The organism is Congzhengia sp. (assembly GCF_037235575.1).
In the GTDB taxonomy this organism is placed as follows: Bacteria; Bacillota; Clostridia; order UBA1381; family UBA9506; genus Congzhengia; species Congzhengia minquanensis.
On the sequence record NZ_JAXUNN010000039.1, the window covers coordinates 96,696 to 121,485 of the forward strand.

Sequence of the window (24,790 nt, forward strand, 5' to 3'; positions counted from 1 at the left end):
AGATTTTTTTGAAAAATCTCCTTTATGCCTTCTTATTTTTTTGAAACCCTTTAAAAATTTCGTAGGCGCCCATGAAAAACAAAAAGATGCCGAACAGCCGCCTGAGCAGGCCGGAGTTTAAACGCAGCGCCACAAACGAACCTAAGCCTGCTCCCGCAATGCCAAACAAAATAATGGGAATCGCAATTTTCAGCTCTAAGGCGTTATTTTTTTTGTGAACAAACAGCGCCACCACAGCAGTGGGAATAAAATAGAGCAAATTCACGCCCTGGGCAATGTGCTGGTTTGCGCCGACAAACATGGTCAGGGCGGGAATTAAAATCGTTCCGCCGCCGATGCCCATGCCGCTGATGATTCCCGACAAAAAGCCGGATATAATTGCAACAATCAATTAAAAAAACACCATCCTCACGGCGGCCGCAATCATAAACAGGCCGAAAATTTTGTGAATTGCGCCAAAGGTAAGCTTAGAAAGCAGCTTTGCTCCCACAAAACCGCCCACCACGCCGCCGATGGATACTTTAAGAGCAAGCCAGTAATCCAAAGACTTTGAGAACCCGTAGAACACAAGGCTCACTGCGGTGAAGCCGGATATGATTAAAATGGCCGTGGCGTGGCTTTTTTTCGGATCCAGCTTTAAAAACTTTTCTAAAAACGGCACGATAATCGTTCCGCCGCCGCTTCCGAACAGACCGTTGAAAAATCCCGCGGTGAGACCGCCCGCCGCGCAGGTGAACAGCTTCTTCGCCGTCATTTTATGTTCGTGTTCCATGCAATCAACCCCCAATAAGGATATTTTAACCGCAGTTTCAAAATTTACACATTGATTTTTTTTGCCTGTTGGTGTATAGTTATAGATGTATGGAAACTTGGAAACGGAGGATGCAATGGAACCAATTGAAATGAGAAGCAATTTTGAAAAGCCGCCTATTCGCCGCAATAAAAACAAACGTCTAAAACGTGTTTTTTTAACATGTTTATATGCGGTGATTTCCGTCATTGTGCTGGCGGGGGCGTATCTTTCCTATAAATATTTTTTCCCGTCGGACAAGCAGCTGTTTGTGCTTGCCCATTACAACACCTATCAAGACGGGGCAAAAGCAGAATCAAACACAAGGTTTGCAAAACAGACTGACGCCTCGCTGACCGTGGGCGACGGTGTTATGGATCCGCAAATGGCAAAAGCGGTGAACGGCCTAACCGTCCGCACAGAAACGGTGCAGTTTTCAGAAAACCAGAGCCGGCTTAATTTTGCATTAAAATTTATGGGCGGCGATTTGATCACGGCCACAAGCGTGACAGACGGCGGCATTACCGTATTTTCCTCTCCCCAAATGGCAGACGCGGCCTATTCGGGCGGCAGCACGGGTGAGATATTGAGTGTGCTTTTAGGCGCCCAGGGCGTAAACCCGGACAGGGGGATTTTAGACGGCGTAGACCGGGAAGGCTTTTTTAAATATTTGAAAAAATATGGAATAAGGCTTTATAACGATGTGCCGGACGCGGTGTTTTCTTCTGTTAAAATAAACGGCACCACAACGGTGCAGCTTTCGGCAAAGGCGGTGCGGCTCTTTTCCGGTATTGTGGGCCAGCTTCGGGCAGACAGTGAACTAAAGTCGTTTTTATATGCCCAGCGGGAGCAGATTGCAAGAAACATAAATGGAATGTATGAACCTTCGGCCCTTTTGGTTTCCAGCGTTACTCAAAAGGAGTTTGAACAGGAGTATTTAGAAACGCTGGACTCATTTTTGGCGGATATGGCCCAGTCCGATGCAGAGGTGGAGCTCACCGCTGTCATAAACAAGCACCGCAGGGTAGAGCGGGAAACGCTGAAAATTGCCGGGAGCGGCACGCCCGTGGCGGAGGTTGAGGCGTCAGGCGGCAAAACTGTTCGCGCCACAGCTTATAAAACGGACGGAAGCGAGCTGCTTCACTTTGAAAGGGAACAGAACACCGCCGGCACTGTGACAGATGCAGTGACTGCAATATCGCTGGACCTGGCAAAACCGGGTGATGCGCTAAAACTGGTGAACGTTACGGTAAACACGTCAACCGACACAGCGGTTAAAGATGCGGACATAAGCCCTCCGGAGCAGTTTTACGACCTTTCTGCACTGGACGGGGAGGAAAAACAGAAGCTTGCAGAAAGTGTGAATCAGCGGCTAACTGGCGTGTTTACGCGGGCCGCGCTGGGATTTTTCATGTTTAGAAGATAAGGGGACAGGAATTTATGCAGGACAAAATGATTTATATAAAAGGTGCTAAGGAGCACAATTTAAAGAATGTGGATTTAAAAATTCCCAGGGACAAGTTTGTGGTGTTTACGGGGATTTCCGGCTCGGGAAAGTCTTCTTTGGCTTTTGACACGCTGTATGCCGAGGGGCAGAGACGGTATGTGGAGTCTCTTTCGTCTTACGCGCGTCAATTTTTAGGGCAGATGGAAAAGCCCGAGGTGGAATATATTGAGGGGCTGTCGCCGGCCATCAGCATAGACCAGAAGACCACGGCAAAAAATCCTCGCTCAACGGTAGGGACCGTTACGGAAATTTACGACTATCTAAGACTGTTATACGCCAGGGTGGGCATTCCGCACTGCCCAAAGTGCGGGAAAGAGATTAAAAAGCAAACCATTGACCAGATTGTAGACCGCATTATGGAATTGCCGGAAAAAACAAAGTTTCAGATTTTGGCGCCGGTAATCCGCGGCAAAAAGGGCGAGCACGCAAAGCTGTTTGAAGACGCTAAGAAAAACGGATTTGTCCGGGTGCGGATCGATGGGCTGGTGTATGACGTTGCAGAAGAAATTAAGCTGGAAAAGAACAAAAAGCATACCATTGAAATTGTGATTGACCGGCTGGTTATGAAAGAGGGCATAGAGCAAAGACTGACAGATTCCATTGAAACCGCGTCAGGACTGGCATCCGGCACGGTGATTGTGGACGTTATCGGCGGCAGCGAAATGACATTTTCGCAAAATTACGCCTGCGACGACTGCGGTATCAGCATGGAGGAGCTTTCACCCCGAATGTTTTCGTTTAACAACCCATTGGGAGCCTGCCCCTGCTGCTCAGGCATCGGCAGCATGATGAAGGTTTCGCCGGAACTGATTTTAGACCCCGAGCGCACGTTAAACGAGGGCGGGATTATGGCCTCTGGCTGGGGCTCAGCCGACAGCGAGGACAGCATGGCCCACATGTATTACGAGGCGCTGGGGAAAAAATATGGCTTTGATTTCGATACAAAAATAAAGGATTTGAGCAAAGAGGCGGTAAACGCTATTCTTTACGGCACAAAGGGCGAACGGCTGGAACTGTTTTTAAAACGCTCCTACGGCACGTCTCACTATTTCGCGGCCTTTGAGGGTATTATTAATAACTTAGAACGCCGCTACCGCGAAACCAACAGCGATTTTATGAAGATGGAAATTGAGAAGATGATGCGCTTTAAGCTGTGCCCGGAGTGCGGCGGAAAAAGACTCAGGCCGGATGTTTTGGCGGTTACCGTGGGCGGGAAAAACATTGACGAGGTGACCCGCCTGCCTGTGGACAAGGCAAGGGATTTTTTTGCGGCGTTAACCCTGTCTGAGCGGGACATGAAAATTGCGGAGCGCGTGTTAAAAGAGATTAACGAGCGCATCAGCTTCCTTTGCGATGTGGGGCTGGAGTATTTAACTCTGTCCCGGTCGTCGGGTACGCTGTCCGGCGGCGAAGCGCAGCGAATTCGTTTGGCAACACAAATCGGTTCAGGGCTGATGGGTGTTCTGTATATCTTAGATGAGCCCTCAATCGGCCTGCACCAGCGGGATAACAATAAGCTGCTGGCAACGTTACGTCGGCTGACAGATTTGGGCAACACGCTGATTGTGGTGGAGCACGACGAAGACACCATGCTGGAGGCGGACTATATCGTAGACGTTGGCCCCGGCGCAGGCGTGCACGGCGGCCGCATTGTGGCCCAGGGCACGGCGGAGGAGATTATGGCCTGCGAAAACTCCTTAACAGGGCAGTATTTAAGCGGCAGAAAGCAAATTCCTGTGCCTGAAATGCGCAGGAAAGGAAACGGGAACGTGCTGAAGTTTTTAGGCTGCGCTGAAAACAATTTAAAAGATGTCGACGTTTCCATTCCATTGGGAACGTTCACCGCTGTTACCGGTGTGTCCGGTTCAGGGAAATCGTCTTTGGTGAACGAAATTATTAACAAATATCTTTCAAAAGAGTTAAACCGCGCCCACAGCCTGCCGGGCAAGTTTAAAAAGGCGGAGGGCGTGGAGAATTTGGATAAAATTATTGACATTGACCAGTCGCCCATCGGCAGAACGCCCCGGTCAAATCCCGCCACCTATACCGGCGTGTTCGGTGATATCCGCGAACTGTTTGCCGCAACAAATGAGGCAAAAATGCGGGGCTATAAATCCGGCAGGTTCAGCTTTAACGTAAAGGGCGGGCGGTGCGAGGCCTGCTCCGGCGACGGAATTATTAAAATTGAAATGCACTTTCTTCCTGACGTGTTTGTGCCCTGTGAGGTGTGTAAAGGTAAACGCTATAACAGGGAAACACTGGAAGTGAAATATAAAGGCAAAAACATTTACGAGGTTTTGGATATGACGGTGGAGGAGGGGTTAGAGTTCTTTTCCAGTATCCCCAAAATCCAACGCAAGCTGCAAACTCTTTACGACGTGGGGCTTTCTTATGTGAAACTGGGACAGCCCTCCACACAGCTTTCCGGCGGCGAGGCACAGCGTGTGAAGCTGGCCACGGAGCTTTCCAAGCGGGGAACAGGCAAAACCCTTTACATCTTAGACGAGCCTACTACCGGCCTCCACACGGCGGACGTGCACCAGCTTTTGGAGGTTTTAGACAGGCTGGTGGAAAATGGAAACACCGTTTTGGTAATTGAGCATAACTTAGACGTGATTAAAACGGCGGACTATATCATGGACTTGGGCCCAGAGGGCGGGGACAAGGGCGGCGCCATTGTTGCCACCGGAACGCCGGAGGAAATTATGAAATGTAAAAATTCTTATACGGGTCAGTTCTTAAAGCTTCATATTGATAAGAACAGGCGAATAAACTAAAGAGAAGCGGCATGTCCGTATGCGAATACTTGGAGGGCCTGTTATGAAAAAGAAAAAACAAAAACGGGATTATTTTGTCAGCTGCATTGTGGCGGCAGCAGGGGAAAGCCGCCGCATGGGAGAAAACGTGAACAAGCTGTTTTTAGAAATCGGCGGCGCTCCCGTTATTGCCCATACTCTGCTGGCGTTGCAGAACAGCGGGTTTATTGACGAAATTATTGTTGCGGCAAAAGAGGAGGACATGTTAGACATCTCGGACATTGCCGCAGACTTTGAAATTGACAAGCTGAGAGCCATTGTGAAAGGCGGCGAGGTGCGGGCAGAGTCTGTTAAGGCGGCGATTGCGGAACTTTCGGAGGACTGCGACCTGATTGCCGTACACGACGGCGCAAGGCCATTGGTTGATGAAGAAACCATTGCCGAGGCCGTGTCAGCCGGTTTTGCCTTTGGCGCGGCGGCGTGCGGCGTGCGGCCAAAGGCCACCATAAAACGTGAGGATGAAAATGGTTTTATTGCGGAAACGGTGGATAGGAGCGAGCTGTTTGAAATTCAAACGCCCCAAGTGTTTTCCAAAGCGCTGTTTTTAAACGCCTATGACGCAGAGGAGGACGCACTGCGGGCTGTGACGGACGACTGCGCGCTGGTTGAAAAGCTGGGTACAAAGATAAAAATTACCCCGGGATCTTATCGCAATATTAAAATTACCACGGTGGAAGATATTGCGGTGGCCGAGGGACTGTTAAGCAGCGAGGAGTGGTAACGGCATGGATATGCGGATTGGGCACGGGTTTGACGTGCATTGTTTGACAGAAAACAGAAAATTGATTTTATGCGGCGTGGAAATTCCGTTTGAACAGGGGCTTTTGGGCCACTCCGACGCGGATGTGGCGGCTCACGCTGTGACAGACGCGCTGCTGGGTGCGGCGGCTTTAGGCGACATTGGGCGCCACTTTCCCGACACGGACGATGCATATTTTGGTGCGGACAGTATGCAGCTTTTGCAATGCGCCGCAAAGCTGGTTTGGGAAAAGGGGTATGCTGTTTCCAATATAGACGTAACAATTATTGCCCAGAGGCCGAAGCTTGCGGCGTTTATTCCCAAAATGGCGGAAAATCTTGCGGCGGTTTTAGAACTTTCTGTTGATCGTGTGAACGTAAAAGCCACCACCACGGAAAAGCTGGGCTTTACCGGCCGTGGGGAGGGCATTGCGGCTGAGGCAGTTTGTCTGCTTGTGTGTAATTAGCTTATACTTAATCTAATTTTTAAGTTCTGAATAAACTATTTTTAGCAATATTATCTTGATTTTGTGCAATATTGTTCATTTACTTTGTTACATTATTATAATAAAATAAAAGAAAGCTATGGGGATAGTTTTTAAAAAATTAGAAAAAGGAGAGAAGAGGCTTATGAAAAAATTATTTGCAGTGTTTTTTTCACTTTCTCTGCTAATAGGTGTAATGACGCCGCCGGGTGTTTCAGCAGAGGGAGAAGCAGATCCGGCCGGCACGCTATTTTTTGAATTTGAAGATTTGGCAGAGGCGGCAGGAGCCGGGAACATTCAAACGGAAGCAAACCATAGAGACGCGCTGTCTGTGGAAAACGCCAGCGGGAAGGCATATTGGGCAACAATTGACACAACGACAGACCCAAGCGCTGCGTTAACTGTGAACGTAACAGCAGAACAGGCAGGCTATTATAAGTGTCAGTATGCCGTTATGAAGCGCACAGACAAAACAAATTTGAGCAATATTACGCTGACAGTAAACGATGTGCTTGTTGGAGATAACGACACATTCTGCAAGCCTTTGGAAGACCTTAGCGCATATGTTGACGCCACCGATGACGAGGGAACCCCAATTTTGAATGAAGACGGTACGCCAAAGCAAAAGTGTGTTTATCCCTGGGAGTATGCACGAATGTGGCTGTTTGAGGGTAAGACCTCTTGCTATTTAAACGAGGGTGAGAATACCTTACAGGTGGATGTATCTTATCTGGAAAATGCATTGTTTGGAAAGTGGAAATTTTTTGCCGACTACATAAAATTTGTTCCGGATAACGGAACGGATATCATACCTGAAGAAACGCTGATAGAGGCCGAAGACATGGCCGCAGAAAAAATTGTAGAAGTTGCTGGCGCAAGCGGCGGCAAATGGATTGGCACATCGAACGTAAAAGTGACAGGCGAGGAGGGAACACCACTGTTGCCGATTCAGGCGCGGGTAAACTTTACGGAGAGTCGGTATTACGACTTTTCTTATGTGGCGACCCATTGGCAGAACTCAGTGAGCGAGGTTTCCTTGTATCTCGGAGAGAATAAAATTAGCAGTAATAAAGACGACTCAGATTTAGGAACAAATGTTCAGGATAGATTTACAAGCGCCTCTGATGATGACCCTGCCGGCTGGACAGCAAAGTGGAATCCCATGTACGAATATACAAAAAAAGTTTGGGTCGACGCGGGGACCTATCTGCTGGAATTTCGGGTTTCGACCTGTGAGAGTGAGGAATATGCAGAAAATGTCAAATATTTTATAGATTACATTGACATTAAACCCTCGCCGGATTCTATGACGAAGGATGCGGAAAACAACTACACGGCAGAAGTCTGCTTTGCATCACCGGTGTCTGGCACTGCTGTTATGGCGGCCTACAACGAAAATAAGCTGGTGGAAATGACAGTTGTTGAGATTTCTGCTGAAACGCAGTTTATGCAATTAAGTCTCAAAACAGATCAAACGGTTACGAAGGTGAAGGTTTTTGTTTGGGACGGATTTACAAATTTCGCTCCGAAAATTGAATGCAAGGAGTTTGCGCTTTCCAACTAATTTTTTAATACAGAATATAAAAGAAACAGGCCGCAAATCGCGGCCTGTTTCTTTTATATAGCAACTACAGCAAAAAAATAGGCAACATGAGCATATAAATTCCAAATTTGTTGTGGTAAAGTAAAGAAAAACAAAAAGGGTGTTTGTTTATGAAAAAGGTTTATACCCAGACAAAAGAGATTGAGATTTGCGGAAACTACGACGTAATTGTAGTTGGCGGAGGTGCGGCAGGGTGTGCGGCGGCGTTGACCGCCGGCCGGCTGGGGGCTGAGGTTTTGCTTTGCGAACGGTATGGCTTTTTGGGCGGCGCAACCGCTGCCCAGGGCGTGGGTCACATTTTGTCTACCAATGGTGTAGATTTTATGGGCGTGTGGCATGATTTTATCCGCGAGGTAAACCGTTTGGGCGGCCTATCGAACCGCGACTTGACGACTAAAGGCGAGGACAACCGCATTCGCAGCGGCGTGGATATTGAATTGGTAAAGTTTGCGTGGGACAATTTGCTCTCAAAAGCACAGGTGAGCATGTTGCACCATGTGTGGGCCAGCGGCGTGATGAAAGAGGAGAATAAAATTACCGGCGTGATTTTGGAAACCGTGTCGGGCACTATGGCGGTGCAGGGGAAAATGGTGATTGACGCAACGGGGGACGGAGCGGTTTGTGCGTTTGCAGGCGCGCCCTTTTCACAAGGGGATGGGGAACACCCCTATAACCAGGCGCTGACCAAAGTTTTCCGCATGGGGAATGTGGACAGAAGTGTTGTCCACACCAAAGAGGAAATCCAAAAGCTGGTGGAGGAAGCGGCTTCAGATGAGATGGCGAAAAGATATGAAAGCGAAGTTGTGAAAAACGGCAGGGCGGCCAGCTACACCGCCAGCAGAACCGTACCGAACTCCATTCCCAAATACCGTACGGAGATGCACGGCTTTGCAAGCCGTGTGCTGCACATTAACCCTGTGGATCCCTGGGATTTAACAAAGGCGGAGCGGGAAGGAAGAAAGCAGGCCTATGAATGCGCCGATTTTGCAAAGCGTTATATCAGCGGGTTTGAAAACGCCTATCTGCTGGATACCAACATTCACATCGGCATCCGTGACTCACGCAGAATTCAGGGTATTGAAACAGTTTTGGCAGAGGATGCGCTAATGTTAAATAAGCGCAAAGACTCCATCGCCAAAAGCTCTTGGGTGATTGATATTTGGCCCGGCGACCACTATGCCCGTCCCGCCGTGCAGGACAGCGCACAGCGCATGGAAAAGGTTTTATCCGGGGACTATTTTGATATTCCCTACGGCGCCATTGTGGTAAAAGGCACACAAAACCTGTTTGTGGCGGGACGGTGTATTTCTGCGGAACGGGAGGCGCAGGCGTCGCTTCGGATTCAGCAGACCTGCCAGGCCACAGGCGAGGCAGCGGGTTTTGCCGCGGTGTTCTGTCTAAAGCACGGTATTTCGCCGGACAAGGCGGACGGGGCAACGGTGGCAAAAGAACTTGCTCAGCACAGAAGTTTTATAAAACCGGTAATGGAGGAGCTGTTAAAATAAATAAAAAAACGGGAGCGGTTCCGCTCCTGTTTTTTATCTTATTTTATTTTTTCTTTACACAGTTCCAAAAGCCGCTTTGCGTCCTCCTCCGACTCTACCGCACAGCAGAAGCTGATGCCCGTGCGGTACCGTGAAAAGTCCATAGCATCAAACTCATTACGGGTGAGAATATAGTGCACAATGGGCAGCTTAGCTGCTGTCACCTTGTCAAACAGAAAATCCAGATATTCCTGCCCGAATATCAGGTTCTCCATATAGCCGAAGTTCAGCCCCTTTAGATTTCCGTTTTCTGCCATATCAAAAATCCAGTGGTCGGCACGCCCGCAAAAATGCATGGAAGCGCCGCCCAAAGCGTCGATAATTTTTTTGTCATACTGCTGTGCAAACTCTTGGTACATTGCGCAGGAAAGGTTTACCGCCGAATCGTTCCGGATGACCGTGTTTCCGGGATAGAGCATATCCCAGTGGTAGCAGCTGCCCTCCTGGTCGTTAGAAAGGTAGGGATATATGCGCTGGAACAGGCGGATATACGTTTCCGTGACCACAGATAAAAGCGCGTGGATAAGTTCAGGTTCGTCATATAGATCGGGGTAAATGTCAGACCCATAGATGAGATGTGCGGTATCGAAAGGCCCCTGAAGATCGGGGTGATACAGTTTCAGTATTTTGCGGCAGGCAGGATAGTCTTTCAGCACTTCGTTGTAAAATGCATAAGTCTGGACAAGGCGCGCGCCAAAGCCGCTGTCTAAGTCCGGAACACCGCGGTCGACCACGCGCTTTATCTCCTCTTTTGAAAGGGGCGTAACCCAGGGCATATTTCCATTTACAATCGAGCTTTTCGCGCCAAACAGAGAGGCAAGGGTTCCAACACCGTAGTTGGCCCGAATGGTGGGAATCGCATCGTCCTTTAGTTTCACGCGGGGAATACAGGCAATCAGCTCGTTATACATCATTTTAGCCATGTCCTCGTGGGTTTCCTCCATAGCATAGGGAGGAAACGTGCGGTCGGGAAGATGGACGCACATACAAATCCTGTCAACAGGCAAAAAGGAATTTACCCGTTTTTGCAGGACAATGGTATTTTCAACATGGCGAACATCGGCATGTTCCTCAATGTAGGTTAATATTTTCTTTAATGCCTCCATTTTTACAGCTTCTCCTTTCATAAAATATTACGGCGCAGACAAAACGTCTGCGCCGCAGAATTAAGGTTCAAATTCGTATTCGTCGCCCATACGGTTTTTAAACTCGTCAAAGGCCATGTCAAGCTCTGCCTCGTCCTCAATGGGCAGCAGGGTTTCAGAGCCATCCTCGTCAATTTTCAAGGTATAAATGAGCACCTCGTCGCAGTCTTCATCGCCCTCGTCTGCCGGGAGAAGCACCACGTAGGTTTCGCCGTTATAGTCGAAAGAGTCCAGATGCAGGAACGCATGTTCCTCGCCGTCATCGTTTATTAGCCTCACAATGCCTTCTTCTTCCTCTGGTGCGGCGTTTTGCATGTTTTTTTCATCAGCCATTTAGTTTGCCTCCTTTTGAAAAGCGGACAGGCTTTCTTCCACCTTTTGCAGCATTTCGCGGTATTTTTCGCCCTTCGCTTTTTCTTCTTCTACCACGCGAGCCGGGGCTTTGTCCACAAATCCTTTATTGGAAAGCTTGCCCTCCACGCGCTTTATTTCGCCTAATAAATGTTTCTTTTCTTCTTCTAACCGTTTTAATTCCTTTTCAAAATCCACCAGTTCGCCTAAGGGAATGTAAATCTGCGCGCCGTCTACAATAACCGCCACTGTGTTTTCTCCAACGGTAGATTTGTCCTTCAGTACCGTAACGTCGGAAGCGCTAGCTAGCTTTTGAAAGAACACAGCGCCGTTTTGGAACAGCTCTGTGTGGTCTGTCACAATGAACATGGCGGCTTTTTTTGATGGTGGAATGTTCATTTCAGCCCGCTTATTCCGCACAGCTTTCAGTGCGCCTTTCATCATTTCCATCTGCGCAGCTTCGGCAGGAAAGCTTAAAGCATCGTCTGCTGTAGGCCAGTTTGCAATGACAATACTTTCCCCCTCGTGGGGCAGGCTAAGCCAAATTTCCTCGGTGATGAATGGCATGAACGGGTGGAGCAGCTTCAGCGTATTGGAAAGCACGTAGGAAAGCACCTGCTGGGCGGTTTTGTTGGTGGGGTTCTCCGTGTCGTAAAGCCGGGGTTTCACCAGCTCAATATACCAGTCGCAGAATTCGTCCCAAATAAAGTCGTAAAGCTTTGCCACAGCAACGCCCAGTTCAAATTTATCTAAATTTTCCGTCACTTCGGAAACTAAGCGGTTTAATTTATCTAAAATCCATTTGTCCTCTAAAGCCAGTTCAGAGGCCGCAGGAACGCACAGCTCGTCGATGGTTAAATTCATCTGAACAAACCGCGAAGCGTTCCAAATTTTGTTTGCAAAGTTCCTGCTGGCGGTTACACGCTCAGTGGAAAATCGCATGTCGTTTCCGGGAGAGTTTCCTGTAGCAAGAGTAAAGCGCAGTGCGTCTGCGCCGAACTCGTCAATCACCTCTAAGGGGTCAACGCCGTTTCCTAAGGATTTGCTCATCTTTCTGCCCTGAGCGTCCCTCACCAGGCCGTGAATAAACACGTACTTAAACGGTACCTCACCGGTATGTTCAATTCCCGAAAACATCATTCGCATTACCCAGAAGGGGATAATGTCATATCCGGTTACGAGAACGCTGGTGGGATAGAAATAGGATAAATCCTCTGTTTTATCCGGCCAGCCAAGGGTTGAAAACGGCCACAGCGCAGAAGAAAACCATGTGTCAAGTGTATCGGGATCCTGCCGCATGGGCTTGCCGCATTTCGAGCAAACAGCGCCGTCTTCCTTTGTTACAACCATTTCACCGCAGTCGTCGCAATAGAAGGCCGGAATTCTGTGCCCCCACCACAACTGACGGGAGATACACCAGTCGCGGATGTTTTCAAGCCAGTGAAAATATACTTTTTCAAAGTGTTCCGGTACAAATTCTGTGTCTTTCTTTTTCACAGCGTCAATTGCAGGCTGAGCAAGAGAATTCATTTTAACAAACCACTGTTTCGATATAATCGGCTCAACGGTTGTTCCGCAGCGGTAGCATTGACCAACGTTGTGAGAATGGTCTTCCACCTTAACCAAAAGGCCCATTTCGTCTAAGTCTTTTATCATCTGCTTACGGCACTCATAACGGTCCATGCCTTCATATTTTCCGGCATAGTGATTCATTGTGGCGTCGTCGTTCAAAACCTTAATTTGTGCAAGATCATGACGCAAGCCAACCTCAAAGTCGTTGGGGTCGTGGGCTGGTGTAATTTTAACACAGCCTGTTCCAAACTCTTTGTCCACATACGCATCTGCAATTACAGGAATTTCCCGATCGGTAAGGGGAAGCAGCAAGGTTTTTCCGATAATGTCCTTATAGCGTTCATCTTCAGGATTTACCGCAACCGCAGTATCGCCGAACAGCGTTTCGGGACGTGTTGTAGCAATGACAACAAATTCATCGCTCCCTTTTACCGGATATTTAATGTGCCAAAAATGGCCGGCCTGTTCTGCGTGTTCAACCTCTGCATCTGAAAGCGCAGTAATGCATCTGGGACACCAGTTTATAATTCTTGAGCCCTGATAGATAAGCCCTTTTTTATAGAGATTCACAAAAACCTCTTTCACTGCTTTGGAGCAGCCTTCGTCCATGGTAAAGCGTTCCCTTGTCCAGTCGCAGGAGCTGCCCAGCTTTTTCAGCTGATTAATAATCCTGTCCCCATAGTGCTTTTTCCACTCCCACACCTTTTCCACAAACTTTTCGCGGCCCAGGTCGTAGCGGGTTTTACCCTCTTCCTTGCGCAGCACTTCCTCCACCTTAATTTGGGTGGCAATACCGGCGTGGTCAGTTCCGGGAATCCAAAGGGCATTAAAGCCTGCCATGCGCTTGTAGCGGATTAAAATATCCTGCAGCGTTTCGTCTAAGGCATGTCCCATGTGGAGCTGGCCTGTAACGTTTGGGGGCGGAATTACAATGGTGAACGGCTCTTTTGTTTTGTCCGGCGTTGGGGTAAAATAACCCTTTTCCACCCAGGTATTATAAAGCCGTTCCTCCACCTCTTTGGGGTTATATGTTTTGTTAATTTCGTTAGACACCAAATTTTCCTCCTAACCAGAATATCATAATGCAGCCAATGATGACCAAAATCAGTCCCACAGATTTTGTGACATAAAGTTTTCCCATCACGGCATCAGGCGAGGCCGCGCCTTTTTTTAAGAACACAGGCACCAAAAAGTTTAAAATCGCGCCCAAGACAATTAAAATCCAGGGAATTATTTTGATAAAATTCATGAATTCAGCCCTCCGTCTTGTTTTTTTCCAATATAGTTTTTAAATTGCTTTTGTTTGATAAAGTACAAATATAAATAGGATACGATTGCAGCGGCGTTGGTGACGACCACAACGCCCAGCATCACATTTTTCAGCGTCACATTAGTCACAGAGAAAATGAGTAAAATTACCATGGCGCAGAACATGGCCACGGTGTTCAGCTTTCCGAATACGTTAGATTTTACAAAGGTTTTCTTTGCAAAAAGGAACGCGCCGCCCACAATCATTAACAGTTCTTTTGACGCAAGCACCAGCACAAACCACAAGGGTACCATCTTCGCGCACAACATTGTCACCACCACGGCAATCTGCATCAGCTTGTCTGCCAGCGGGTCTAAGAGCTGTCCGATCTTTGTGGTCATGTTATATTTTCTCGCAATGTAGCCGTCTAATACGTCAGTTGCGCTGGCCAGAATAAAAATTGCCGCCGCCGCTGTTTTTTGTTCTCCCTCAATCAGAAAGACCAAAATAAACACCGGAACCATGACAAGCCTTAAAATGGACAGCATGTTGGGAATATTCAACCGGGTACCTCCTTAAAAATGGTTATAAAAATTTACAGTCTGCCGCGCCGTCTGACAGGCGCAACACAAATTCCTGCTCTTTTTTTACATCGCTCACACTGGAAATCAGCGTCCCGTCCTTTGTGCTGGCAATGGAATAGCCTCGGGCAAGGGTTTTTAAGGGGCTGAGCGCGTCGAGCTTTGCCGCGGCCCGCGAAAGCACCGTCCGCTTTTTTTCAAGCAACGAACGTGCAGCCTTTTCCGCATTTTTCATCAAAGCGTCCACATACTGCCGCTCATCTGCCAGCCGGCCGGAAAAACGCTGAAACCCATAAGCGCCGGTTAGGTTAGCAAGGGTTTTCTTTTTATGTTCAATACAGTATATTAATGCTGATTTTAATCTGCCCCTCTGGTTTTGAAAGTAGCCGCTAAGCTCTGCAGCCGACGGGCACACCAGCTCCGCCGCCGCAGAGGGCGTAGGGGCTCTGAGATCCGCCACAAAATCGGCAATGGTGAAATCGGTTTCGTGCCCCACGGCGGAAACCACCGGAATATGGGACGCAAAAATCGCCCGGGCCACAATTTCCTCGTTAAAGGCCCACAAATCTTCAATGGAACCGCCGCCGCGGCCCACAATCATCACATCGCAGAGTTCATGCTCGTTCAATAAACGGATGGCGTTTGCAATTTCCGGCGCGGCAGACACACCCTGCACCGAAACCGGTGCCAAAAACACCTCAGCCATTGGGAACCTGCGTCCGGTTATGTTAATAATATCCCGCACGGCGGCGCCTGTTTTAGCCGTTACTACACCAATCCGCTGGGGAAAGGGGGGCAGGGGCTTTTTAAATTTTTCGTCAAACAGGCCCTCTGCGTCAAGCTGCGCTTTGAGCTTTTCATACGCCGCATAGAGGCTGCCTACACCGTCGGGTACAATGTCCTCCGCGTAAATCTGATATACCCCGTCTCGCTCGTAAACCGAAATCCTGCCGCGGACGGTTACCTTCATTCCGTTGTCCGGCCGGAAAGTAAGCCGCTGCACGCAGGAGCGGAACATCACCAGCTTGATTAACGAACCTTCGTCCTTTAAGCTGGCGTAGATGTGCCCGGAGGAGTGGAGCTTAAAGTTCGACAGCTCGCCCTTCACACAAATGTCCCCTAAGTAACTGTTCGCGTCTAACACCCGTTTTATGTAGTTGTTGAGCTGGGACACGCTGACGGTTAAAATTTCTCGTTCCATAGGTCTATTTCCCTTTAAACACAGAGGCCAAAATACCATTTACAAACTTGCCGTTTTTCTCGTCGTTATAGGTTTTGGCAAGCTCCACCGCCTCGTTTATGGAAATGCTGTCGGCAATGTCATCCATGTAGAGCATTTCCGCCACGGCCACCCTCAGAACGGCCAGCGTTACCTTAGGGAGTCGGGAAATGCGCCAGCCTTTTGTGTTTTGCTCAATGGTTTCGTCAATATGTGCAATGTTTTCCACTGCAGAGCGTAGTAGGGTTTCCACATAATTTTTCTGATTTCCCAGCGACAGCTCATTTTCCACAAAGTAGGAAAGCATGGTTTGGGCGTCGTTTTTCTGAACCTCATATTCAAACATCAGCTTAAAGCAATGTTCACGTGCTTCTTTTCTTGTCATGCCGCTCTCCTTACGTTAAAAAATAGATATATTTATATTAACTTTACCATTATATACTATTTTACAGCAAAAAGAAAGGGTTTTTTAAAAAAAGTTGGCAAAAATAAAATCCGCACGGAAAACTCCATGCGGATGTCAAATCAAATTTATCAGTTTACAATTCTTCTTGCGGCATAGTAACAGTCGTTATAATAACCGTTTACAATGCTGGCATATTTAATCACATCGCCGGTCTGGGGGGAATGAATCATCATGCCGTCGCCCACGTAAATGCCAACGTGGTGAATTCTTGCTGCGCCCTGTTTTTTAAACAGAAGCAAATCGCCGGGCTGAAGCTCGCTTTTGCTTACCGGAACGCCGTTGTTGATCTGGTCGGCGGAAACGCGGTTTAAGGTATATCCAAGCTGTTTAAAAACGTATGAAGTAAAACCGGAGCAGTCGAACCCAGCCGGGGTGGAGCCGCCATAAACATAGGGGAGCCCTAAAAACTGTTCTGCGATTTGAACAACGCGCTGACCCGCCGAAACGCTGCCGGAGGTGCCGCCGTAGGTGACCGGGGCCACGCTTCTGACCTGTGCAGGTGCCGTTGTGGTGATATAGTCTGCCGAGATATATGCATATCCGCAAGCCGCGAGGGGAGTTGAAATTTTATACCAGTTTCCCTCCTGGCCGATTAACTGTACGGCATCGCCGGTGTTAATCTGGCCGTAGGTACCGTAAATGGTGTCCGGGCCGGAGCGGATGTTTAAGCTGTCACCGGTGGAATATCCCGTGCAGGGGAATTCAACCGCAAAAGTCGTGATTGTGGCGGTAATGGCTAATGCCGCAGTAATCGCCGCAATGCGCGCAATTTTTTTCAATGGGTTCATATGTAAGTTCCTCCATGATTATCTTTTGTATTCAGAAGTAAAAGTTGTTACATATTTGTTACAAAAACTATTATACACAACTTGCACCAGTTTGTCAACTGATTTTTAAAACTTTTTTAATAATTTTGTAGCAATTTGCGTTATTTTTCACAAAAGACTTGAAAGAACTGGGGAAATATGCTATAATTTTAGCACATAAAAAGAACTATGTAAAGAAATTTTAAAACGAAATAAAGGAGAGAATATCATGGCAGAATTAACAAAGGTTCTGGCGTTTGACTTTGGCGCATCAAGCGGCAGGGCAATGCTGTTTACATTTGACGGGGAAAAGCTTTCCATTGAAGAGATGCACCGGTTTTCCAACGACCCGGTAATGGCAGGCAACAGTTTTCACTGGGACGTGTTGCGGCTGTTTTTTGAAATTAAGCAGGGCATTAACAAAACGGTGCTGGCGGGGCACAAGGACATTAAAGCTATCGGAATTGACACCTGGGGCGTGGATTTTGGCCTGTTCGACAAAAACGGCAAGCTTTTAGGAAACCCCTATCACTACCGCGATACCCGCACCAGCGGCATGATTGATTTGGCAGACCAGATGATGGGCAAAAAATATATTTTTGACAAAACCGGAATTCAGTTTAATTTCTTTAATACGCTGTTTCAGTTTATGGCAATGAAAAAAGAGAACGACCCGGTGTTAGGCATTGCGGACAAAATGCTGTTTATGCCCGACATTTTTAACTATCTGTTAACCGGCGTAATGAAAAACGAATATTCCATTGCCTCCACCTCCCAGCTCTTAAACGTGAAGACAAAGGACTGGGACAAAGAACTGATGGAAAAAGCGGGTATTCCTACCGACATTTTCGGCGAAATTGTAATGCCCGGAACGGTAATCGGCGAATTGTCCGATGATATCTGTGAAGAATTGGGCTGTCCGAAAATTCCGGTCGTTGCCGTTGGCTCGCACGACACGGCCTCGGCGGTTGCCAGCGTTCCGGTGACAGAAGATTATAAATACGCCTACATCAGCACCGGCACCTGGGCGCTGATGGGCTCTGAATTAGACAGTCCCAATGTAACGGACACCACCTTTCAATATGATTTCACCAACGAAGGCGGCGTATGTGGGAAAATCCGCTTCTTAAAAAATATTATGGGTCTGTGGATTATTCAGGAGAGCAAACGCCAGTGGGCCAGGGAAGGCAAAAACTTTACTTTCGACGATTTGGAGCAGGCGGCGTGGAGCGCAGAGCCGTTTCAAAGCTTTATCGACCCCGACTGTGAGGATTTTGCGGCCCCCGGCAACATGCCCAGGCGAATCCGCGAGTTCTGTAAACGCACCGGCCAGCATGTGCCGGAGGGCGAGGGTGAAATTATCCGCTGCGTGGCCCAGAGCCTGGCGTTTAAGTTCCGCATGGTGGCAGACGCCATTGAAGACATTACCAAAGAGCCGCTATCTGCCGTACACATGGTGGGCGGCGGCATTAAAGACACCATGGTGTGCAGATTTACGGCCAGCGCAACGGGCAAAACCGTTTTGGCCGGCCCGGTGGAAGCCACCAGCACGGGCAACGCGGTTGTTCAGCTTATGGCGCTGGGCAAAATCGGTAGCTTAACCGAGGGGCGGCAAATTGTGAAAAATTCGTTCCCTGTTAAGACCTATGAGCCTGAGGATGCTGAAAACTGGAACAAGGCATATGAAGCGTATAAAAAAATTGTAACCTTAAAATAGGCGCTGATAAGCCCCGGATTTTTTTCCGGGGTTTTTTATTTTTTTTCATGGAAAGTATACTTGACATTTTTGATTGTGCGTGATACAATGCGTATATGGAAAGCGAACTTTACATTCGAGGAGGAGATACAGTGAATAACCGATTGGAGGAAATCCGCAAGCACCACGGCCTGACGCAGGAAGAGCTGGCCGACCGGCTTGCGGTTTCCAGGCAGACCATTGGCTCTTTGGAAAGCGGGCGGTATAACCCGTCCATTCTTTTGGCGTTTAAAATCGCCAGGCTTTTTAACTTGTCGGTAGAGGAAATTTTTTTATATGAGGAGGAAGAACAATGAAAAATAAAGCTTTGAACATTCTTTTGTGTGTGTGCGGAATTTTAATTGCGCTCGTTTCCGCTTTTGTTTTAAAGGGGCAAGTGCCCAAACAGCTCAGCGGCGTGCTGATCGGTATTGGGGCTGGGCTGTTTGGCATGACGGCGTCAAACCTGTTTCTAATTCGATATAACAGCCGCCACCCGGAGGAGAGCAGGCGGGCGGATATTGAATCCCGTGACGAACGCACCATCGCAATCCGCAACCGCGCAAAAGCAATGAGCGCCGACATTATCCAGTGGTGCATCATTGCATTGGCTGCGGTTTCCATCGTCATGGATGCGCAGCTATGGGTCACCTTGGTAATTGTCGGTGTGTTTTTACTGAAAAACGTGTTAGAGGTTATTTTGATGATAAAGTATGAAAAAGAGATGTAAAATAATCAACAGGCGCACTGAATTCAGTGCGCCTGTTGATTATTTTTCGAAATGCACGTCCAGCTGGGGGTAGGGGATTTGAATTCCGTTAGCGTCGAAGGCTTTTTTCACCCGTTCTGTCAAATCAGATTTTACGTTTAGAAACTTGTCACATTCGCACCACACGTTTACAGAAAACACCAGAGCGCTGTCTGCCTGGTCGGAAAGAAAAATCATAGGCGCGGGGTCGTCTAAAATAAATTCGCAGTCGTTTACTACGGCGTTTAAAATTTCTTTTACCTTGTCTAAATCAGAGTTGTAGCTGACGGAAAAGAGAAAATCAGCCCGCCGGGTTTTGTTGGCCGAAACATTTACCATTTTTTCGTTGGACACTGTGCCGTTGGGAAAAATGACCCTGCGGTTGTCCGCTGTGGTAATTTTGGTGTAGAACATGCCAATTTCCGTAACTGTGCCGCTTTCGCCTTCCACAGAAATAAAATCGCCCACATTAAACGGCTTGAAAATGAGCAGAATAAGACCGCCGGCAATGTTTGACAAGCTTCCCTGCAGTGCCAGGCCAATGGCCACGCCGGCAGAGCCCACTACCGTGACAACCGAGGCGGTAGGGAACCCTACGATAGACGCGGCGGTGACAATGAGCAGTATTTTTAGCGAAACATGTATAAAGTTAATGGTAAAGGTCTTCACGCCGCCGTCCATTTTAGACATGCCGCGGCTCTTTTTTAAAAACTTTATGAACATGCGCACCAGCTTAAATCCAATAACCAGCACCAACCCGGCGCCTAAAAGTTTTAGGCCGGTGCTTGCGCAGAAGGAAACAAACCGGGCCAGCAAATCAGAAAGCATTTGTTTATCCATTTCATGATTCTCCTTTTTTTCGTTTACATAGCACCCATTATATCAAAATCCGCCGTGGTTTTCAACCGATAAATTTCTTTACAAAATTTGCCTTTCGTGATATACTAAATAAAGAATTGTTTTGGAAAGAGGGCTAATAAATGACAGACAAAATAAATGCATTTAAAAACAATATAAAGGATAAAAAGGTGTCGGTAATTGGAATCGGGGTAAGTAACCGTCCCTTAATTCATTTTTTAGCTGAAAACGGGGCTGTTGTAACCGCCCACGATAAAAAGACAGAGCAGGAGCTGGGGGATGCGGCACAGGAGCTAAAACAAAAAGGCATTCGGCTGGTTTTGGGCGAAGATTATTTAAACGGGATTGACGGCGAAATCGTGTTTAAAACCCCGGGACTTCGGTTCGACCACCCGGCGCTGACACGCGCACGGCAAAACGGGGCGCACATCACGTCGGAAATGGAAGTGTTTTTCGAGCTTTGCCCCGCAAGCATCATTGCCGTGACGGGCAGCGACGGAAAAACCACAACCACTACGTTAATTTATAAAATGCTGTCGGAGGCGGGACTGAAAACCTATTTGGGCGGCAACATCGGCATGCCGCTGCTCTCCCGGGTGGAAGAGATGAAAGAGAGCGATTATGTGGTGTTAGAACTTTCCAGCTTTCAGCTCCACACCATGAAAACCAGTCCCCTGGTTGCGGTGGTGACCAACATCACCCCCAATCATTTGGATTATCATAAAGACTATGCAGAATATATCGATGCAAAAAAAAATATTTTGTCCTTTCAAAACCAGGAAGGCACCGCAGTGCTGAATTTGGACAACGAGGTGACGGCTGGGCTTGTGAAAGAAGCGAAGGGGCGTGTGATGACGTTTTCTAAAAAGCACGTTTCGGCGGACATTTATTTTGACGGCACGGATATTTTTGTTTCCGGGAAAAAAGTGCTTGCGGCAAGGGACATTCAAATCCCCGGACAGCACAACGTGGAAAATTACATGGCGGCCATCGGCGCGGTTTATACACTGGTGCCGGAGGAGGTTATCCCCATTGTGGCCAAAACCTTTGGCGGCGTGGAACACAGAATTGAGTTGGTGCGGGAGCTTGGCGGCGTGAAATATTACAACAGCTCCATCGACTCGTCACCCAACCGCACGAAAAACACCCTAAATGTGTTTTCCCAGCCGGTAGTGCTCATTGCAGGCGGCAAGGACAAGGGAATACCCTATGATGAAGTTGGAAAACCTATTTTAGACCATGTGAAAACATTAATTTTAATTGGCGCAACGTCCCAGGTAATTTACAGCGCGGTGAAAGCCGAAATGGACAGGCAAAACAAAAAAATCCCGGTGTTTTTTGAAACCGATTATGAAGCGGCGGTGCGCCGGGCAAAAGACGCGGCCGCCCCGGGCGACGTGGTGCTGCTTTCTAACGCCAGCACCAGTTTTGACATGTTCCGTAATTTTGAAGAACGGGGCAACCTTTTTAAGGAGTTGGTGAACAGGCTATGATAGAAATTTTAAAACAATTATCGGATGCAGGCGGCATTTCCGGCTTTGAGTTTGTTTTGGCGCCAAAGGTGGAGGAACTTTTAAGGCCCTATTGCGACGAGGTGACCCGGGACCAATGCGGTAATGTAATCGGCTGGGTGCACTGCGGCGAAACCGACGCGCCTACGGTGATGATTGAAAGCCACATGGACGGCATTGGCCTGATGGTGAAAAATATTACAGATCGGGGCTTTTTAACCTTTGTGCCCATCGGCGGCATTGATCCGCGGATTCTTCCTGCCAGCGAGGTGGTTGTCTACGGGAAAAAAGAGTTGTTCGGTGTTATCGGTGCAAAACCGCCCCACTTGCAGTCGCAGGAGGACGCAAAAAAAGCACCCAAAATTTCGGATATGGCAATTGACGTGGGAATGAGCGCGGAGGAAGTGAAACAAATCGTTTCGGTGGGCGATATGGTATATTTTAAAACCGAAGCCGTGTCCCTGCCCTGTGGCAAAGGCTTTTCCGGCAAATATTTAGACGACCGGGCGGGCATCGTGTCCCTGCTCATTTGCCTGGAACGGCTAAAGGGCCATAAGCTTCCGTTCCACCTGGCTGTGCTGTGTGCAGTGCAGGAGGAAGTGGGCCTTCGGGGAGCTAAAATGGGTGCGCACAGCATTTTCCCCAGCGCTGCGCTGGTTGTAGACGTGTGCCACGGCAACACGCCGGACAGCGGGGCAGAGAGCGTGTTTGCTCCGGGCAGCGGAACGGTTTTGAGCCTGGGACCGAACATTCACCCAAAAATGGCGGAAATTGCAAAACGTGCGGCGGAGGAAAAGGGCATTCAATTCAGCTTAGACGTCGACGGCGGCAACACAGGCACCGACGCCTGGGCTGTTCAGGTGGCGCGAACGGGCATTGCCACGCTTTTACTTTCCATTCCGCTGCGGTATATGCACACCACAGTGGAAACGCTGAGCTTCGACGATGTTACTGCCACAGGCGACCTTTTGGCGGAAACGCTGATTCATTTAAAAGGGGAGGAATTTTCATCATGTATTTAAAAGAACTGACTGACCTTCCCGGCGTGTCCGGCGACGAGGGACAGGTTCGGGCATTTATCGCCGACAAGATGCAAAACTTGTGCGACGAACTGGTTACCGACAGCATTGGAAACCTCATTTGTTTGAAAAAGGGAACAGACGAAAATCCGAAAAGATTGATGGTCTGCGCCCACATGGACGAAGTGGGGCTGATTTGTTCCCGCATTACCGACGACGGGTTTATCAAGTTTAAGTGCGTTGGCGGCATCGACACCAGGGTGCTGGTGTCGAAAAAGGTGCGCATCGGACGCAGACTGATTTCCGGCGTCATTGGCGCTAAGGCAATTCACCTGCAGGAAAAAGAGGAGCGTGAGCAGGTGCCGAAGGTGACCGACCTCTACATTGACATTGGTGCAAAGGACAAAGCAGAAGCGGAAAAGCACGTGTCGGTGGGCGATTACTGTGTGTTCGACTCGGAGTTTGTGGAGTTTGGCAGCGGCTTTATCAAAGCCAAGGCGCTTGACGACCGGCTTGGATGTGCCTGCCTCATGTCATTGGCAGAGGAGCGGTTCGCGTTCGACCTTTATCTGGTGTTCACCGTGCAGGAGGAGGTAGGTCTTCGGGGCGCAAGGGTTGCGGCGGAACGCATTCGTCCTGATGCTGCCATTGTTTTGGAGGGCACGACCTGTTCGGACGTTTATGGAACAGACGAAAAGGACTATTCCACCATTTCCGGCGGCGGCGCGGCCCTTTCCATTTTAGACCGCGGCACCTACTACGACAAAGAGCTGACAAACGCGCTGTATGCCACGGCGAAACAACATGAAATTCCCGTGCAGTTTAAGCAAACGGCCTCCGGCGGAAACGACGCCGGGGCAATTCACACAGCCGCAGGCGGTGTGAAAACCGCGGCAATTTCCGTTCCTGCCCGGTATATTCACTCGCCCTCGTCGGTAGTGAACAAATCAGACTATGAGGCGCTTAAGGCCTTAATTCATACTTTTTTAAAGGAGGGCTTTTGTAAATGAAGCTTTTAAAAATGCTGGCCCAGGCCGCAGGGCCTTCCGGCAATGAGAACAGTGTGCGCGAAGTGATTAAGCGGGAGGTTGCTCCTCTGGCGGATGAAGTATATACCGACAATTTGGGAAGTCTGATTGCCCGCATAAAAGGGGACGGGCCAAAGGTGATGATTGATGCCCACATGGACGAGGTGGGTGTAATTGCCACGTTTATTGAAGACAGCGGCCTGGTGCGTTTTGCAAGCCTCGGCGGCTTAATGCCGAACACCGCCCTTTCTCAGCGGGTTCGCTTTTTAAACGGCGTTTTGGGCGTGGTTTCAAAAGAACAAAAGGAAAACGCGAAAGAGCTGAAGTTTGCAGATTTTTTCATCGACATTGGCGCTAAAAACAAAGCTGATGCTGAGAGCAAAATAAAAGTGGGCGACGCGGCCTGCTTTGAAGGCCCGTTTGAAGAAATCGGCACCCGGGTGGTTTCTAAGGCCTTAGATGACCGTGTGGGCTGTTATGTGCTGATTGAAACCATGAAAAAAATTAAGGAAAGCGGCGAATGCAAAAACGATTTATATTTTGTGTTCTCTGTGACCGAGGAACTGGGCCTAAGGGGCGCAAGAGCCGCGGCAGACGGCGTTTTGCCTGACTTTGCCGTTGCGGTAGACGTGACCATGACAGGCGATTTGCCGGGAAAAAACAAAATGGCAGTTCAGCTTGGCGGCGGCCCAGCGGTGAAAGTGAAGGACAATTCTATTCTCTGTCATCCCTATATGAAAAACTTTATGGTGCAAACTTGTGAAGAAAACAACATTCCGTTTCAAATGGAGGTTTTAGAGAGCGGCGGCACCAACGCCGGTGCAATTCACATATCGAACGGCGGCGTGGTCACGGGCGCAGTTTCCATTCCCGCACGGTTTATCCACACCCCCTGTGAAATGGTGGACATGGGCGACATTAACGGCGCGGTGACGCTGCTGACCAAAATGGCAGAAACAGGCTTTTCCATGTAATTTTATGCATGAATACCGCAGCTAAGCATGTTCGGATAGAATAAA

General features: G+C 48.6%; 24 protein-coding genes. 13 read left to right on the forward strand and 11 right to left on the reverse strand.

What is annotated here, in order from left to right; all coding sequences use genetic code 11:
* Positions 1–22: 22 nt before the first annotated feature.
* Together WIG73_RS09975 and WIG73_RS09980 are read right to left on the reverse strand one after the other, a co-directional pair.
* Positions 23–388, reverse strand: coding sequence for a sulfite exporter TauE/SafE family protein (locus WIG73_RS09975; protein ID WP_177680702.1), 366 nt, complete (start codon positions 386–388; stop codon positions 23–25).
* A 3-nt stretch (positions 389–391) separates the two neighbouring features.
* Positions 392–772, reverse strand: a complete 381-nt coding sequence (locus tag WIG73_RS09980; RefSeq protein WP_337400400.1) for a sulfite exporter TauE/SafE family protein — start codon at positions 770–772, stop codon at positions 392–394.
* Between the two features lie 115 nt (positions 773–887).
* Here WIG73_RS09980 and WIG73_RS09985 point away from each other — a divergent pair, with 115 nt between their 5' ends.
* The 6 genes from WIG73_RS09985 to WIG73_RS10010 all read left to right on the forward strand — a co-directional run bounded on the left by WIG73_RS09985 (position 888) and on the right by WIG73_RS10010 (position 9,444).
* Positions 888–2,216 (forward strand): hypothetical protein, encoded by a 1,329-nt coding sequence (locus tag WIG73_RS09985; protein WP_337400401.1) that lies wholly within the window; start codon positions 888–890, stop codon positions 2,214–2,216.
* Between the two features lie 26 nt (positions 2,217–2,242).
* Positions 2,243–5,074 carry an excinuclease ABC subunit UvrA gene (gene uvrA / locus WIG73_RS09990; RefSeq protein ID WP_337400402.1) on the forward strand — a complete coding sequence of 944 codons (2,832 nt, stop codon included), beginning with the start codon at positions 2,243–2,245 and terminating at the stop codon, positions 5,072–5,074.
* Between the two features lie 43 nt (positions 5,075–5,117).
* Positions 5,118–5,834, forward strand: coding sequence for a 2-C-methyl-D-erythritol 4-phosphate cytidylyltransferase (gene ispD, locus WIG73_RS09995; protein ID WP_337400404.1), 717 nt, complete (start codon positions 5,118–5,120; stop codon positions 5,832–5,834).
* 10 nt (positions 5,835–5,844) lie between these two features.
* Complete coding sequence (gene ispF, locus WIG73_RS10000; protein ID WP_337400610.1) at positions 5,845–6,318, forward strand: 2-C-methyl-D-erythritol 2,4-cyclodiphosphate synthase; 474 nt, start codon at positions 5,845–5,847, stop codon at positions 6,316–6,318.
* Between the two features lie 163 nt (positions 6,319–6,481).
* Positions 6,482–7,900: a hypothetical protein gene (locus WIG73_RS10005; protein ID WP_337400406.1), complete on the forward strand. Its 1,419-nt coding sequence runs from the start codon at positions 6,482–6,484 to the stop codon at positions 7,898–7,900.
* Positions 7,901–8,049: 149 nt separating this feature from the next.
* Positions 8,050–9,444, forward strand: coding sequence for an FAD-dependent oxidoreductase (locus WIG73_RS10010; RefSeq protein ID WP_337400407.1), 1,395 nt, complete (start codon positions 8,050–8,052; stop codon positions 9,442–9,444).
* A 38-nt stretch (positions 9,445–9,482) separates the two neighbouring features.
* Here the strand turns inward: WIG73_RS10010 and WIG73_RS10015 are convergent, their stop codons facing one another.
* The 8 genes from WIG73_RS10015 to WIG73_RS10050 all read right to left on the reverse strand — a co-directional run bounded on the left by WIG73_RS10015 (position 9,483) and on the right by WIG73_RS10050 (position 16,854).
* A complete protein-coding gene (locus WIG73_RS10015; RefSeq protein WP_337400408.1) occupies positions 9,483–10,589 on the reverse strand; it encodes a hypothetical protein in 1,107 nt (368 codons plus the stop codon).
* Positions 10,590–10,649: 60 nt separating this feature from the next.
* Positions 10,650–10,961: a DUF1292 domain-containing protein gene (locus WIG73_RS10020; protein WP_337400410.1), complete on the reverse strand. Its 312-nt coding sequence runs from the start codon at positions 10,959–10,961 to the stop codon at positions 10,650–10,652.
* Positions 10,962–13,604 carry a valine--tRNA ligase gene (locus WIG73_RS10025; protein ID WP_337400411.1) on the reverse strand — a complete coding sequence of 881 codons (2,643 nt, stop codon included), beginning with the start codon at positions 13,602–13,604 and terminating at the stop codon, positions 10,962–10,964.
* Positions 13,597–13,800, reverse strand: a complete 204-nt coding sequence (locus WIG73_RS10030; RefSeq protein ID WP_337400412.1) for a hypothetical protein — start codon at positions 13,798–13,800, stop codon at positions 13,597–13,599. Before WIG73_RS10030 ends, WIG73_RS10025 begins: the two co-directional genes overlap by 8 nt.
* Entirely contained in the window at positions 13,797–14,363 is a 567-nt protein-coding gene (gene pgsA / locus WIG73_RS10035; protein WP_177680607.1) for a CDP-diacylglycerol--glycerol-3-phosphate 3-phosphatidyltransferase, read from the reverse strand. Before pgsA ends, WIG73_RS10030 begins: the two co-directional genes overlap by 4 nt.
* A gap of 22 nt (positions 14,364–14,385) precedes the next feature.
* Positions 14,386–15,582, reverse strand: coding sequence for an exodeoxyribonuclease VII large subunit (gene xseA, locus WIG73_RS10040; protein WP_337400413.1), 1,197 nt, complete (start codon positions 15,580–15,582; stop codon positions 14,386–14,388).
* A gap of 4 nt (positions 15,583–15,586) precedes the next feature.
* Entirely contained in the window at positions 15,587–15,985 is a 399-nt protein-coding gene (gene nusB, locus WIG73_RS10045; RefSeq protein ID WP_177680611.1) for a transcription antitermination factor NusB, read from the reverse strand.
* Between the two features lie 149 nt (positions 15,986–16,134).
* Positions 16,135–16,854: an SH3 domain-containing C40 family peptidase gene (locus WIG73_RS10050; protein ID WP_337400414.1), complete on the reverse strand. Its 720-nt coding sequence runs from the start codon at positions 16,852–16,854 to the stop codon at positions 16,135–16,137.
* Positions 16,855–17,101: 247 nt separating this feature from the next.
* Here WIG73_RS10050 and WIG73_RS10055 point away from each other — a divergent pair, with 247 nt between their 5' ends.
* From WIG73_RS10055 to WIG73_RS10065, 3 genes are all read left to right on the forward strand, one after another.
* Entirely contained in the window at positions 17,102–18,589 is a 1,488-nt protein-coding gene (locus WIG73_RS10055) for a rhamnulokinase family protein (protein ID WP_337400415.1), read from the forward strand.
* Between the two features lie 131 nt (positions 18,590–18,720).
* The gene (locus WIG73_RS10060) at positions 18,721–18,924 is read left to right on the forward strand and encodes a helix-turn-helix transcriptional regulator (RefSeq protein WP_337400416.1); all 204 of its coding nucleotides are present in this window, start codon (positions 18,721–18,723) and stop codon (positions 18,922–18,924) included.
* The gene (locus WIG73_RS10065) at positions 18,921–19,337 is read left to right on the forward strand and encodes a hypothetical protein (RefSeq protein WP_249310873.1); all 417 of its coding nucleotides are present in this window, start codon (positions 18,921–18,923) and stop codon (positions 19,335–19,337) included. The genes WIG73_RS10060 and WIG73_RS10065 overlap by 4 nt, the downstream gene beginning before the upstream one ends.
* 39 nt (positions 19,338–19,376) lie before the next feature.
* Here the strand turns inward: WIG73_RS10065 and WIG73_RS10070 are convergent, their stop codons facing one another.
* A complete protein-coding gene (locus WIG73_RS10070) occupies positions 19,377–20,195 on the reverse strand; it encodes a mechanosensitive ion channel domain-containing protein (protein ID WP_177680621.1) in 819 nt (272 codons plus the stop codon).
* A 140-nt stretch (positions 20,196–20,335) separates the two neighbouring features.
* Here WIG73_RS10070 and murD point away from each other — a divergent pair, with 140 nt between their 5' ends.
* From murD to WIG73_RS10090, 4 genes are read left to right on the forward strand one after another with little or no spacing between them, the layout of a single operon-like run.
* Entirely contained in the window at positions 20,336–21,706 is a 1,371-nt protein-coding gene (gene murD / locus WIG73_RS10075; protein ID WP_337400418.1) for a UDP-N-acetylmuramoyl-L-alanine--D-glutamate ligase, read from the forward strand.
* Positions 21,703–22,746 carry a M42 family peptidase gene (locus WIG73_RS10080; protein WP_337400419.1) on the forward strand — a complete coding sequence of 348 codons (1,044 nt, stop codon included), beginning with the start codon at positions 21,703–21,705 and terminating at the stop codon, positions 22,744–22,746. Before murD ends, WIG73_RS10080 begins: the two co-directional genes overlap by 4 nt.
* Entirely contained in the window at positions 22,737–23,753 is a 1,017-nt protein-coding gene (locus WIG73_RS10085; RefSeq protein ID WP_337400421.1) for a M42 family metallopeptidase, read from the forward strand. The genes WIG73_RS10080 and WIG73_RS10085 overlap by 10 nt, the downstream gene beginning before the upstream one ends.
* Entirely contained in the window at positions 23,750–24,745 is a 996-nt protein-coding gene (locus tag WIG73_RS10090) for a M42 family metallopeptidase (RefSeq protein ID WP_337400422.1), read from the forward strand. The genes WIG73_RS10085 and WIG73_RS10090 overlap by 4 nt, the downstream gene beginning before the upstream one ends.
* The last annotated feature ends 45 nt before the right edge of the window (positions 24,746–24,790 follow it).

Coding starts and splice junctions, on each gene's coding strand:
- WIG73_RS09980 (WP_337400400.1), bottom strand. CDS start 772: ATGGAACACGAACATAAAATGACGGCGAAGAAGCTGTTCACCTGCGCG.
- WIG73_RS09985 (WP_337400401.1), top strand. CDS start 888: ATGGAACCAATTGAAATGAGAAGCAATTTTGAAAAGCCGCCTATTCGC.
- uvrA (WP_337400402.1), top strand. CDS start 2,243: ATGATTTATATAAAAGGTGCTAAGGAGCACAATTTAAAGAATGTGGAT.
- ispD (WP_337400404.1), top strand. CDS start 5,118: ATGAAAAAGAAAAAACAAAAACGGGATTATTTTGTCAGCTGCATTGTG.
- ispF (WP_337400610.1), top strand. CDS start 5,845: ATGCGGATTGGGCACGGGTTTGACGTGCATTGTTTGACAGAAAACAGA.
- WIG73_RS10005 (WP_337400406.1), top strand. CDS start 6,482: ATGAAAAAATTATTTGCAGTGTTTTTTTCACTTTCTCTGCTAATAGGT.
- WIG73_RS10010 (WP_337400407.1), top strand. CDS start 8,050: ATGAAAAAGGTTTATACCCAGACAAAAGAGATTGAGATTTGCGGAAAC.
- WIG73_RS10015 (WP_337400408.1), bottom strand. CDS start 10,589: ATGGAGGCATTAAAGAAAATATTAACCTACATTGAGGAACATGCCGAT.
- WIG73_RS10020 (WP_337400410.1), bottom strand. CDS start 10,961: ATGGCTGATGAAAAAAACATGCAAAACGCCGCACCAGAGGAAGAAGAA.
- WIG73_RS10030 (WP_337400412.1), bottom strand. CDS start 13,800: ATGAATTTTATCAAAATAATTCCCTGGATTTTAATTGTCTTGGGCGCG.
- xseA (WP_337400413.1), bottom strand. CDS start 15,582: ATGGAACGAGAAATTTTAACCGTCAGCGTGTCCCAGCTCAACAACTAC.
- nusB (WP_177680611.1), bottom strand. CDS start 15,985: ATGACAAGAAAAGAAGCACGTGAACATTGCTTTAAGCTGATGTTTGAA.
- WIG73_RS10050 (WP_337400414.1), bottom strand. CDS start 16,854: ATGAACCCATTGAAAAAAATTGCGCGCATTGCGGCGATTACTGCGGCA.
- WIG73_RS10055 (WP_337400415.1), top strand. CDS start 17,102: ATGGCAGAATTAACAAAGGTTCTGGCGTTTGACTTTGGCGCATCAAGC.
- WIG73_RS10065 (WP_249310873.1), top strand. CDS start 18,921: ATGAAAAATAAAGCTTTGAACATTCTTTTGTGTGTGTGCGGAATTTTA.
- WIG73_RS10070 (WP_177680621.1), bottom strand. CDS start 20,195: ATGGATAAACAAATGCTTTCTGATTTGCTGGCCCGGTTTGTTTCCTTC.
- murD (WP_337400418.1), top strand. CDS start 20,336: ATGACAGACAAAATAAATGCATTTAAAAACAATATAAAGGATAAAAAG.
- WIG73_RS10080 (WP_337400419.1), top strand. CDS start 21,703: ATGATAGAAATTTTAAAACAATTATCGGATGCAGGCGGCATTTCCGGC.
- WIG73_RS10085 (WP_337400421.1), top strand. CDS start 22,737: ATGTATTTAAAAGAACTGACTGACCTTCCCGGCGTGTCCGGCGACGAG.
- WIG73_RS10090 (WP_337400422.1), top strand. CDS start 23,750: ATGAAGCTTTTAAAAATGCTGGCCCAGGCCGCAGGGCCTTCCGGCAAT.